Origin of the sequence: Peristeroidobacter agariperforans, assembly GCF_004138335.1 — a bacterium.
Classification (GTDB): Bacteria; Pseudomonadota; Gammaproteobacteria; order Steroidobacterales; family Steroidobacteraceae; genus Steroidobacter; species Steroidobacter agariperforans.
The window spans coordinates 1,752,525-1,764,372 of sequence record NZ_RYFW01000002.1 but is presented as its reverse complement, the minus strand read 5'-3'; the positions used below and the strand labels follow the sequence as shown (position 1 = coordinate 1,764,372).

Here is an 11,848-nt window from a genome sequence, read left to right as displayed (position 1 = left end):
TTTCGCGCCGTTCTCTAACGTCGATGGTCGCCGGCTTTCGACAACGGCACGGGATAAGTGCGTGTCTATTGGAAATTGGGCAGGTTTAGCTCCCCTGGATGGGGCGGCGACGCCTCGGTGAACTGCAGACCGTGCCGCCATGATAGCGGCATCGCCGCGCGAAGGCGACAGTCAGTTGTTGGTCGTACCGTCGCTGTTCATGCGATCGTGATCCTGGATCGGGCCGCGCATTCTCGACAGATAGTCGGCCACCGCGGTCGCCTCGTCGGTATCCAGGCTGTCGAGATACCGCACCAGATCGGCATCGACGTTCAGCCGATGCCATGAAGCGATCGTGCGCATCTGGCGCACCAGGTAGGAGTAGTGCTGGTCGCGCACCGACGGAATGAAACCGTCATCGTCGCCACGACCATCGTCCTGGTGACACGAGGCGCATTGCTCCTGAAAGATGGCCTCGCCCAGCTCCAGGTCCCGACCGTCACCGGTCTGAGGAAAGCTGGCGCGCGGCAGGGAGTTTAGAAATCCCGCTAGATCTGCCCACGCCTGCTCATTCCCGAGCTCTGGTTTGGCTACAACGGAGTGCATCTCCCGACTTGCACGCTCCAATTCGCTGAAATCCGTGAGTTGCTTGACCAGATACGCACGGCGCTGGCCCGCCAGCGCTGGTATCACCCGGCTGGCGCTGCCGAGCGCTCGCGGTCCGTGACACTCGGCGCAGTGTTTCGCATACAACGTCGCGCCGCGCTCCGTGTTCTGATCGAGCTGCAAGGCATTGCGAACCTTCTCATCGACGCTCTCCGGCGACGCGACGGCCGTGCCGCCGGCCAGCACAGCTATCAAGGCCGAAGCGACCACAAGTCGTAGAACGGGCATGCGGGAGTGGGTGGCCACGGAAGCTGCGCTCCTTCAATCGTTGCAGCCGTAGGACCAGTACAGTGTCAAGCGCTCGCGCCTCACCCACCATGCGCGAAACGCCGTAACCGTTACGTGATCCCACCGAGTGACCCGGCTCGGCGGTAAAGTAACTTGTGGTCGCGTCCCAAGCGGGGTGTAAATGAATGACACCACTGACGCCGGCCCACGCGCCCTCGACTCGTTGAGCAGCGCCGAGGCGGCACGACGGTTGAGTGCGGACGGTCCGAATGAGTTGCCCGGCCAAGGTCCGCGCAGCCTGGGCGGCATCGTGCGCGAGGTGCTCACCGAGCCGATGTTTCTGCTGCTGATCGCAGCCGCCTCGGTCTACATCGTGCTGGGCGATGTTCGCGAGGCCATCATTCTTGCGGCATCGATCGTCGTGGTCGTCGGCATCACCGTCCTGCAGGAGCGCCGCACCGAGCGCGCCCTATCCAAACTTCGCGATCTATCGAGTCCCCGCGCGCTGGTCATTCGAGATGGCGTCGAGCAACGCATCGCCGGCCGCGACGTCGTCGCCGGGGATCTCGTGTTGTTGCGTGAAGGCGATCGCGTCCCCGCCGACGGTGTGATTCTCGAAGCCACTGCGCTCAGCGTCGACGAATCCATCCTCACGGGCGAATCGCTGCCGGTCGAGAAAACCACATCTGACACCGTCGATCATGGCCACGTGTACTCCGGCAGTCTGGTCGTTCAGGGCTTTGGCACGGCTCGCGTCACGGCGACCGGCGCTCGCTCCGAGATAGGAAAGATCGGTGGCGTACTGAAGACCTTGCAGCCCGAGACGACCGCGCTGTTTGGCGAAGTGCATCGACTCGTGCGATGGATCGCCACTGCGGCGCTGATGCTGTGTGCTGCGATCGCAGTGATCTACGCCCTCACCCGCAGCGACTGGCTGGGCGGAGTGCTCGCGGGCATCACCGTCGCGATGAGCGTGCTGCCCGAAGAGTTTCCGCTCGTGCTCACCGTGTTCCTGGCGATGGGCGCCTGGCGCATCTCACGGGTCGGGGTGCTGACCCGCCGCATGCCGGCGCTCGAATCCATCGGTGCGGCCACGATTCTCGCCGTCGACAAGACCGGCACCCTCACCGAAAACCGGATGCAAGTGATGGCGATCGAAACCCCCACCGATCGCGCTGAGTTGTCGGCTGGCGCCGCTCTCACAGACGCCGCGCAGCAGGTGCTGGGAATCGCCCTCGCCGCCAGCGAGCGCTCGCCTTTCGATCCGATGGAACGAGCCATTCACACGGCCGCGCAAGCCTTCGCATCGACGGCGGTGGAACAACTCCGCGCCATGGAACTGATCCGCGAGTACGATCTCACTCCCGAGTTGCTCGCGGTCACTCACGTCTGGTGCGCCCCAGGCGCTGATCAAGCGTTCATCGCCGTCAAGGGCGCGCCGGAAACGGTGATGGAGCTGTGTCGTCTGGAATCTTCTCAGCGCTCCGAGCTCATGAAGCGCGTCAATGCCAATGCACAACGAGGGCTGCGCATCCTCGGCGTTGCCCAAGGAACAACTTCCAACGACTCATTCCCCGAGACGCCGAGAAGCTTCGAGCTGCACTTCCTGGGTTTCGTTTGCCTCGCCGATCCTCTGCGCACGGATGTGCCGTCCGCGCTTGCCGAGTGCAAGCAAGCGGGCATCCGCGTCGTAATGATTACGGGCGATCATCCGGGCACGGCGGTCGCGATCGCCACCCAGGCAGGCTTCGATGTCGACGCCGGTGTGCTGACGGGCGCCGAAGTCGCCGCCATGGACGATGAAACGTTGCGCGAGCGCGCTCGCAAAGTGAACATTTATGCGCGCTCCAAGCCCGAGCACAAACTCCGACTGGTGCAGGCCTTCAAAGCCGACCGCAACGAAGTGGTGATGACCGGCGACGGTGTGAACGATGCGCCGGCACTGAAGGCCGCCCACGTCGGCGTCGCGATGGGCGGTCGCGGCACGGATGTAGCCCGTGAGGCGGCCTCGCTCGTGCTGGTCAATGACGATTTCAAATCGCTGGTCGCCGCCGTGCGCCTGGGCCGCCGCATCTATACGAACATCCGCCATGCGATGAGTTACATCGTCTCGGTGCACATTCCCATTGCGGGTATGGGCCTGCTGCCGGTGCTGTTCGGCTGGCCGCTGTTGTTATTTCCGGTGCACGTGCTGTTCCTGGAGTTCGTCATCGATCCGGCCTGCGCCTTCGTATTCGAAGCCGACCCGGAAGCCGACGATGTCATGCGGCGTCCACCCCGCCCGCGCGACGAGCCGCTGTTTTCCTACGACATGCTGAAGCGAAGCATCGGCCTGGGCGCGTGCGTGATGGTCTGGGCCGTTAGCGTGTACGGCATCGCCCTGCAGTGGCTCGATGACCCGAGCGCGCGGGCCCTCGCGTTCGTCAGCCTGGTGTTTGCCAATGTGGCGCTGATTTTTGTGAGCCGCTCCCGCAGCGGCGACGTGCGTACGATTGCAAGACGCCACAACAACCTGTTCTGGGTCATGGCGGCAGTCGCATGCGTCGCGCTCGCGCTCGTCGTCTACATGCCGGGGGCCGCGGCGGTCTTTCGATTCACGCCGCCGGAGTGGGAATGGATCGTGACGGTGGCCATCGCCACCGTCGTGTTGGTGCTTGCGGCAGGTCGGTGGCTACGCTTCAGCCCGAAGCGTACGAGACGACCGGCTGGTGCTGAGTGAGATCGAGGAACGCCGCGTGCCCGGGGTGCCGGGAGCGCGCCTGTCGCGGCGGGAAGCGAGTCAACGCCTCCGTCACGCGACGGGGCGTGCCGAGGTCGCTCCAGCCACAGGGCGGCACGGTGAGCACTCGTAGCAATTCTGGCGCACGCTGCAGAATTTCACGCGAGAAATCCAGGCTCGGAGCGCGATCGTACAAGTCGGCGAGGTGAGCCTGCTGCGACCGGGACTTCGGCGCGCTGACGATTTCCCACATTTCCGCCACTAGCTCGGGACAACGCTGCTCGAATGCACGCAGCAGGGTCCGGCCCTGGGCCGCGAAGATAAATGAGTTCCAGACTCCGCCGCGAGCGATCAGCGCATGCGCCATGGCGGCAGTGGGTTTCTCTACGAACTCGCTGACCGACCGCAATTCGCTCACGTCGCCGCAGTCCGAGACGATGTAGCCGAGCTCTGGATCGGCTTCCTCGGGCGAGATGCCCAGCATCACGATCTGCTCGGGCTGATACTGGACCTGATCCATCGCGCTTCGCAGGCTCAGGCCAAGCAGCGGCTCATCACGCACGAAGTGGTCCGAGGGCAGCACCAGCAAGCTCGCATCCGGATCGCGGTAAAGAATCTGCAGTAAGGGCAACAGGATTCCGATCGCTGTGCCTCGGTTGTGCGGCTGACGAATCACGTTCGCACTGGGGATGCGCAGATCCATGGCTTGCCACCACAACCGGTGATGCTCCGTCACCACGGCGCAGGTGTGGGCCGGCGTGGTCACGCTTTGCGCCCGGCGCAGGGCATCGTGCAACAACGACGCTTCACCGCCGAACGAACAGAACTGTTTCGGTATCGCTATGCCGGACGCCGTCGTCGTGAGCGACTGCAACCGGCTGCCCTCTCCACCCGCAAGGATCAGGGCCCAACGATGGCCCGTCTCCAATGAGATTTTCGTACGCTGCTGTTCGCGAGGCATGACCCGATTTCCTCCGACCGCTGTATTGTGCTGGACGGCTAGCCTCTCATTCTCATATTACGGAAACAGCTGTGACTCACACCGCACATCTACGTAGTTAGACGGAGACAGCGGAGGTCAAAGTCATTCTGATGATTGCTCATCGATTCGCCCGGAGATTGGCGATCGTGTTTACACCGCGGCGAACAACATTTGTTAGATCGAATCGAAACGGCGGGCGCCGCACCGATGCGTTGGTAGAGTCAGTCCAAGCTGGCGGATGCCTTTCAGAACTGGCAGAGCCATGCGACGACTGATACCGCCCGGACGAAGTGAGCGATAACACATGCCGCTGCACGAGGAGTTGCAGGTCGCGTGGGGAGAATGCTCACGGAGCCACCTGTCCTCCTCAACCCAGCAGCGCGATGTTTACGGGCGCACCGGTCTTCGCGATGACTTCGTCCGCGCTCACGCCGGGTGCGAGCTCGATGAGCGTCAATGCGCCGCTGCCCTTCTTGTCGCAGCGAAGGACCCCGAGGTCGGAGATGATCAGATCGACGCAACGTACGCCGGTCAACGGCAGCGTACAGCGTTCGAGAATCTTGGGCTGGCCGGACTTCGACGTGTGCTCCATCAATACGACGATGCATCTGACGTTGGCCGCAAGGTCCATCGCCCCGCCCATGCCCTTGACCATCTTGCCCGGGATGGTCCAGTTCGCCAGGTCGCCGTTCGAAGCCACTTCCATGGCGCCGAGCACCGCCAGATCGATGTGACCGCCGCGGATCATCGCGAAACTTTCGGCGCTGGAGAAAAAGCTCGACGTGGGCAACTGCGTGATGGTTTGTTTGCCCGCGTTGACCAGGTCGGGGTCTTCGTCACCCTCGAACGGAAAAGGCCCCATGCCGAGCATGCCGTTCTCGCTCTGGAGCGTCACATCCACCCCGTCTGGAATGTAGTTCGCAACCAGCGTAGGGATTCCGATGCCCAGGTTCACATAGAAACCATCGCGCAACTCCGCCGCCGCGCGTTGCGCCATCTGTTCGCGCGACCAGCTCATGTGCTCACTCCTTCTGCACGCGGCCGAGTCGTTCGTTTCTCGATGCGTTTCTCATAGTTGACGCCTTGATAGATGCGATCGACGTAGATGCCCGGCGTGTGTATGGCATCGGCATCGATCTCACCCGGCTGCACCAGGTGTTCGACCTCGGCGACGGTAACGGCCGCGGCAGTCGCCATCACGGCGTTGAAGTTCCGAGCGGTCTTGCGAAACACCAGATTCCCGGCAGTGTCGCCCTGCCACGCTTTTACGATCGCGAGATCGGCACGCAGCCCCCGCTCCATCACATACATCTCGCCATCGAACTCCTGCACAGGCTTACCTTCGGCGACGACCGTGCCGACCCCGGTGCGCGTGAAGAACGCCGCGATGCCGGCGCCGCCAGCGCGAATGCGTTCGGCGAGCGTGCCTTGAGGATTCAGTTCCAGCTGCAGCTTGCCTGTGAGATACAGCTGCTCGAACAGCCGGTTCTCGCCCACGTACGAGCTGATCATCTTCGCGATCTGACCGTTGTTCAGCAGCGTCCACAGCCCGAAGCCGTCAGCGCCGCAGTTGTTCGAGATCACTGTGAGATTCTTCACTGGCGCTCGCGCCAGCGCCGCGATGGAATTCTCTGGATTACCGGACAACCCGAAGCCGCCGGACATGATGCTCATGCCATCGAACAACACTCCATCGAGTGCCGCGGTGGCGTCTGAATAGACCTTTCTGCTCATACGGAAGTACTACGCACGAGCACACGTTGCGTAGACAAAATTGGCTCTACGTCCCAGTGTGAATGTCGAAGCTATCCCCGCGATAACGCTGCCGCGAGCGGCGCAAGAGCCTTCAGCTCAAGCTGCAACGGCGCGACGCGCTTTCAGCAAACGATCCTGGCACAGCTCCTGAGCCCCGCTCATGTCGCGTTCCACGGTCTTGGTGCTGATGCCGAGCTGACGTGCTATGGCGCGATAGCTCATTTCCTCGTCCACATGCAGCGAGAACACCTGGCGGTATCGCTGGGGCAACGATGAGAGCGCACTGGAGATCACTTCCAGCGCGATACAACGGTCGACGAGCTCCTCGGGCTGCTGCTCGTCGCCGACCAGATCCAGCGAGTCATGCGGCAAATGCATTCCGTGGCACCGAGTGCGGCGACGGCGCAGTTCATCGCGTGCCAGGTTGGTCGCGATCTTGAACAGGAACGCGCGCACTTCGCGCTCGCCACGCCACAAATCACGAACACGCATCAGGCGCACACATGTTTCCTGCACGACGTCCTCCGCATCCTCGGCGCAGTTGAGAATGCGATTCACATATTTGAGGAGCGCTCCACGGTGCATGTCGACCAGCTGCACCAGCCGCAGCGACTGGGTTCGCTCCTCGACCGCCACGCGCACCGGCTCGAAGAATGAGTTGTTCACCTGGCAATCCCCCGTGCGGCCGTGCTCATTTTGTTGTTCTAGTTTATGATGCAATTGACCTCTGATTATTCGCGTTCCACGAATACAGCCTTGGCGCCGGAGACGGGCAATGGATAAGTTCGAATGTATTCAGGCGTTCGTGCGCGTGGCCGAAACCCACAGTTTCGTGGAGGCTGCGCGACAGTTGAATGTGACGCCCTCGGTTATCACCAGCCGCGTGAAGAAGCTGGAGTCCTACATCCAGTCCCCGCTGTTTCATCGCTCGACCCGGGCGGTCACGCTCTCCGAGGCCGGCGCGAACTTCTTCGAGGAATGCGCCGACCTGGTCTCGCACGTCGATTCCGCGTTGGAACGAATGCGCGTCATGAAGACCACGCCGACCGGCGTATTGCGGCTGCAGGTGCTGCCCGGCTTTGCGCTCGGACACCTGGGCTCGGCGCTCAAGGACTTCAGCAGCAAATATCCACAGATCGAGCTCGACATCACGGTGAGCGACGTGCCGGTCAATCCGGTCGACAAGGGCTATGACGTGGCCCTGCAAGTCTTCAAGCCCGCCGCCGAGACGCTGATCGAACGATCGTTGTTTCCTGTGCAGCGCGTGTTCTGTGCTTCGCCGGTGTATTTGCAGCGAGCGGGCGTGCCATTGGCGCCGCCCGACCTGCTGCGCTTCCGGCTCGGCTTGTATTCGGCCTATCCGACGCGGGACCGCTGGACGTTCAAGGGTCCGGAGCAAGTGTCATTGGTCCTGCCCGCGGCGATTCGGACCAACTCCGTGCACATGCTCCGTGACTTCGCATTGAGCGGCGGCGGCATCACTTGCCTGCCGACGCTCGTGTGCGGCGAAGATCTTCTGCGAGGCAACCTGGTGCGAGTGCTGGACGAATATCACATCCCGCCGCTCGATCTGCTTGCCATCTACCCGGCCACCCACCGCCGGGCGCTGAAGGTTCGCCTGTTCGTCGAATTCATCACCGAACGTTTCTCGGGCGAGCCCGTGTGGGACAAGGCGCTGCGGGATCAGGCCCGCGCCGCTGCAAAGCCGTCAAAGCGTGCCGGTGCCGGCGAACGCAATAAAGCGACCCGCCGTGATCACGCCGACCCACAGAAGTAACGACGCCATCGAAATCTTCTTCGCCAGCGGCGAGGCATCCTCGCCCGCACCCCACTCCTCCACCTTCGGCAGCACGCTGATCCAGAACCAGATCGCATTCAAGCCCGCGAGGATGATCAGCAGCATCTTGAAGCGAAACGCGGGCACGACCCAGTAAGACATCGGATCGGAGGCGATGAAGCCGATGCCGGTGATCACATTCAACGCAAAGCCGCCGAACGCCAGCGGCAGCAGCCGATGCAGCGGACCGATGGGCAGCCCCTTCGCGAGGCCCAGCACGCGCAGGTCGATCAAGGCGATCGAGCCGAACAGCAGCGCCATCCCGACGAAGTGCAAGCCTTCGAAGGTCGGGAACAACCAAGGCACGTCGCGCATGACCTGCCCATACCACGACGCTTCCAACCAACGCAGCAAGTCGACGATCATGGTGCCGGCCTCTTATTCGTATGCCATGTAGCGACCGAAGCCGATCGCCGAGATCCACATCAATATTGAAACGGCCGCGAGCGCCTTGGCCTTCACCGGGACCTTGCCCTGCTCTGCATCGAGCCTCGGCGCGTCGTTCAACACCGAGCTCTTGATGATGACGGCGAGCACGATGCCGATGACGATGCTCGCGAACTTGAAGCGAAAGGCGGTGCTATTGAAGAACTTCACGCCATCGGCGACGAACAGCGCCACCCCCGAACCGAGATTGATCGCGAACGCGCCCCAGATCAGCGCCATCAGGCGGTTGAACGGCATGAACGGCAGCATGCGAGGCACGCCGAGCACGCGCAGGTCGATGATGATCAGCAATCCCACCAGTAATGCGAGACCGAGGGAATGCAAGGTCAGCAGAATGGGATAGCCCCACACCGACACCAGCACCCATTGCGAGAACTCGGAGTTCTGTAATGTTTCGAGCAAGCTGATCATTGGGCTCCTGACGCAGCGGTGGGTTTCGTCTTTCGATACGCTGCTATCAACGGGGCGATGTGGTCATTGCGGACAAAAAATAGTTTGGTGTCGATCGTTTGGAAGAGCGCGGTTGATGCGTCGGTGGCTCGGGATCGCGCGCTAAGAGTGCGGTTGATGCGTCGGTGGCTCGGCAGCGCCCCCTCTTCTCCGACTCTTAAGGCGCCGCGGGCTGCGGCAAATATTTCTTATGACACCCCTCGCACGCCTCGTAGATCGTGTTCCCCGCCTCCGACACGCCATCAATGTCTTTGGCCTGCGCAGCCTCATACGCCTGACCCGCCGTATCAATCAGCATCTGTGAGAAACGCAACCACTCACCCTGATCAACAGCGCGACCTGGAATGAGCAACAGATTCCCCGACTCGGCGAGCGTCAGAGCCGCCCGTTCCACACTCACCCACTGCTCATCGGTCGTCGGCGGCTCGGCGGCAGCGTTGAACACCGTCTCCGACGCCGGAATGGTGATGGCGAGCATGATCTGACGACTAGGCCCAACCACCTTGAACGAATGCGAAGACGCGGGCGCCGCCGGCGCCGGCTCAGACTTCGCCGGTGCGGGTTCGGAACAGCCAGCCGCGAGCGCGCCAACAGCCAACACCAGTACCACCGCCCATTGCCATCGCCTGAGCATCGCAACTCACCTCACGTCGCAGGAGTGTTTTCCGGCGTGACCTTGCGCTCGACATCGTGATACAGGATCTGACCCGACTCGGTCTTCGCATATTTCAACGAGGCGCCCCTGCTGCCATCGAGCTTGGGATTGCCGACCACGGTGATCTTGTCGCCTGGTTTGAACGTCGTGCGGGTCCAGCCCTGGCGCGCGCCGATGTTCGGGCCGGAGCTTTCGAAGTCCCATGTGCCCCCGAGTTTCGGATTCGTCTTGCTTTCCGGTACCTGGACGATGATGTGTACGTGAGGCTGGCGCCAGCTGTACTCGACCACCGTGCCCTCCCAGGTCCACACCTGCTTCTGATCGAACATCGCAAACGAATGATGAGCCAGCGTCGCCGATGCGGCGAGCAGTGCGCCCATGCCCAGGAACAGTCGAAGTTTCATGAATGACACTCCAATACAGATTCTCATGCCGTCAACGTCCAGCCCAAGGGGCGTAGATGCTCCAGGCTGCGTCCGGCCTCGCGCGTAAGGTCCACGCCGGGGCCGCCTTCGCACTCCACGTTGAAGATGGGTCGGTCGATGCGCGCAGCGGCGCGGTAGATGCCGACAAAATCGATCTGACCGTCGCCCACGGTCGCCGCCTTGCCCGCCCTGGTCCAATCCTTCAAGTGAAAGCTCACGATGCGAGCGGCATGCTTCTCGATCAATGCCACCGGATCCGCGCCACCGGCGGCGACCCACGCAACGTCCAGCTCGTATCGAATCGTCGAGTCGGTGTTGGCGAGCATGAACTCGAAGACGTTCTGCCCTTCCAGCGACCGATAGTCGGGGCCGTGACCGTGATACGACAGCCCGATGCCCGCCTTGCGCGCAATCTCGTTGGCCGCATTGAGTGCGTCACACATGCGGCGAACGTTGTCCAACGACAGCATGTTCGTTGGACCCGAAGCCGCGACGACAGCCCATTCGCAACCGAGATCCCGAGCCAGCGGCACGTTGACCCGCGTGAGTTGAACGATACCTCTGGGCGTATAGACGGCGTCCTGCGCTTCGCTGATCGGACCTCCTGGCACGCGAAACGCGCGCACCTGGTCGTTGCCGATGTGCAGCGTCCGCAGCGCTAAGCCCAACTCCGCCGCACGCTTTCGGATCAGCTCGGGCGAGTGTCCCATCAAGCCGGCGAACTGAATCGCCTCGTAGCCCAGCCCGCGCGCAATGCCCATCGCTTCGGAAAACTTCTCCCAGCCCTGTGTCGCCAGCGAGTTGAACGTGAAGAACTGAATGCCGAGCTCATAGCGACGCGTATCGGACTTCGTGACGCTCGAATACGTCAACATCGCGGCGCCCAGGCCGCCGATCGCCGTCGCGGCCGCGCTCGCTCCGCCGACTGCGGCAGCGCCGGCGCAGCGTAGAAAGTCGCGTCGCTGCATATTCATTCTTTGCTCTGGATCTGCGGCGGCTCTTCCGCCGTCTTCGCCCGCTCCGGATCGCTGGAATCGCAGAAGTATTCCAACGCATACGTCTCCGGCGCCGCCTTGTAGTACGTGAACGAGTACGTGTGCGGCTTCACGAAGATCTTTGGATCTGTCCAGGTGAACGTGACTTTCAGGCGCTCGCCGCCATCGATGAGCTCGTAGCGCTCGAGGAGATGCGAGCTTTCACCACGCACGCCGCCCCCCGGGACCATCGGGTTGCCGCGATCGTTGAAGCCGACGGTGTCCACGACCAGCACGTCGCCCTCCCAACGCCCGATGGAATGACCGTTGGTCGTCGGATCGAAAGCATCCCTATCGGGATGCGGACGGCCATCGAGATAGATGTGACGCGCCGAGGACTGCACTTCCGCAGTGATCGCCAGCTCCTTTTTGGACTGAATCAGATCCAACGGCGCGGAGTCGCCCATGATGAACGGCGTGCCGAGCGGATGACACCAGCGCGACGCATACGTCATGATCATGCCGTCCTCGACCTTGGGACGGTTTGCCTCAGCCAGGCGCTTGCCTTCGGCCGTCACCTCGGCCGGAGTCACCTTCTTGCTGTCATGCTTCAGTTCCCAGAAGCCCGACAAGTCCGGCGTCGCGGCGCCAGCAATGCCGACCGTGCCCAGCGCGATCAATCCCAACGCGAGGGAGCAGGACATGGCTTTGTTTCTGATCGTCATGATGTC

The 11,848-nt window shown here is 62.4% G+C and carries 13 protein-coding genes; 2 read left to right on the top strand and 11 right to left on the bottom strand.

The window, feature by feature from the left end:
* Nucleotides 1–171: 171 nt before the first annotated feature.
* Entirely contained in the window at nucleotides 172–891 is a 720-nt protein-coding gene (locus EK373_RS21395) for a c-type cytochrome (protein WP_129645713.1), read from the bottom strand.
* Between the two features lie 163 nt (nucleotides 892–1,054).
* Between EK373_RS21395 and EK373_RS21390 the strand changes: the two genes are divergently transcribed.
* Entirely contained in the window at nucleotides 1,055–3,592 is a 2,538-nt protein-coding gene (locus tag EK373_RS21390; protein WP_129645712.1) for a cation-translocating P-type ATPase, read from the top strand.
* Here EK373_RS21390 and EK373_RS21385 read toward each other — a convergent pair.
* The 4 genes from EK373_RS21385 to EK373_RS21370 all read right to left on the bottom strand — a co-directional run bounded on the left by EK373_RS21385 (nucleotide 3,552) and on the right by EK373_RS21370 (nucleotide 6,995).
* Nucleotides 3,552–4,553 carry a sugar phosphate nucleotidyltransferase gene (locus tag EK373_RS21385; protein WP_129645711.1) on the bottom strand — a complete coding sequence of 334 codons (1,002 nt, stop codon included), beginning with the start codon at nucleotides 4,551–4,553 and terminating at the stop codon, nucleotides 3,552–3,554. The genes EK373_RS21390 and EK373_RS21385 overlap by 41 nt on opposite strands.
* Before the next feature lie 388 nt (nucleotides 4,554–4,941).
* Nucleotides 4,942–5,592: a 3-oxoacid CoA-transferase subunit B gene (locus EK373_RS21380; protein ID WP_129645710.1), complete on the bottom strand. Its 651-nt coding sequence runs from the start codon at nucleotides 5,590–5,592 to the stop codon at nucleotides 4,942–4,944.
* Nucleotides 5,589–6,308: a CoA transferase subunit A gene (locus EK373_RS21375; RefSeq protein ID WP_129645709.1), complete on the bottom strand. Its 720-nt coding sequence runs from the start codon at nucleotides 6,306–6,308 to the stop codon at nucleotides 5,589–5,591. Before EK373_RS21375 ends, EK373_RS21380 begins: the two co-directional genes overlap by 4 nt.
* A 117-nt stretch (nucleotides 6,309–6,425) precedes the next feature.
* Nucleotides 6,426–6,995 carry an RNA polymerase sigma factor gene (locus EK373_RS21370; RefSeq protein ID WP_129645708.1) on the bottom strand — a complete coding sequence of 190 codons (570 nt, stop codon included), beginning with the start codon at nucleotides 6,993–6,995 and terminating at the stop codon, nucleotides 6,426–6,428.
* A gap of 109 nt (nucleotides 6,996–7,104) precedes the next feature.
* Here EK373_RS21370 and EK373_RS21365 point away from each other — a divergent pair, with 109 nt between their 5' ends.
* Complete coding sequence (locus tag EK373_RS21365; RefSeq protein WP_129645707.1) at nucleotides 7,105–8,106, top strand: LysR family transcriptional regulator; 1,002 nt, start codon at nucleotides 7,105–7,107, stop codon at nucleotides 8,104–8,106.
* Here the strand turns inward: EK373_RS21365 and EK373_RS21360 are convergent.
* The 6 genes from EK373_RS21360 to EK373_RS21335 all read right to left on the bottom strand — a co-directional run bounded on the left by EK373_RS21360 (nucleotide 8,038) and on the right by EK373_RS21335 (nucleotide 11,842).
* Entirely contained in the window at nucleotides 8,038–8,532 is a 495-nt protein-coding gene (locus EK373_RS21360; protein ID WP_129645706.1) for a hypothetical protein, read from the bottom strand. The two genes, EK373_RS21365 and EK373_RS21360, sit on opposite strands and share 69 nt — an antisense overlap.
* A gap of 12 nt (nucleotides 8,533–8,544) precedes the next feature.
* The gene (locus EK373_RS21355) at nucleotides 8,545–9,024 is read right to left on the bottom strand and encodes a DUF6644 family protein (protein WP_129645705.1); all 480 of its coding nucleotides are present in this window, start codon (nucleotides 9,022–9,024) and stop codon (nucleotides 8,545–8,547) included.
* Nucleotides 9,025–9,220: 196 nt separating this feature from the next.
* Nucleotides 9,221–9,697, bottom strand: a complete 477-nt coding sequence (locus EK373_RS21350) for a hypothetical protein (protein WP_157994470.1) — start codon at nucleotides 9,695–9,697, stop codon at nucleotides 9,221–9,223.
* Between the two features lie 11 nt (nucleotides 9,698–9,708).
* Complete coding sequence (locus EK373_RS21345) at nucleotides 9,709–10,122, bottom strand: DUF6152 family protein (protein ID WP_129645703.1); 414 nt, start codon at nucleotides 10,120–10,122, stop codon at nucleotides 9,709–9,711.
* A 23-nt stretch (nucleotides 10,123–10,145) separates the two neighbouring features.
* Nucleotides 10,146–11,117, bottom strand: coding sequence for a sugar phosphate isomerase/epimerase family protein (locus EK373_RS21340; protein ID WP_129645702.1), 972 nt, complete (start codon nucleotides 11,115–11,117; stop codon nucleotides 10,146–10,148).
* Nucleotides 11,114–11,842 (bottom strand): hypothetical protein, encoded by a 729-nt coding sequence (locus EK373_RS21335; protein ID WP_129645701.1) that lies wholly within the window; start codon nucleotides 11,840–11,842, stop codon nucleotides 11,114–11,116. The genes EK373_RS21340 and EK373_RS21335 overlap by 4 nt, the downstream gene beginning before the upstream one ends.
* Nucleotides 11,843–11,848: the final 6 nt, after the last annotated feature.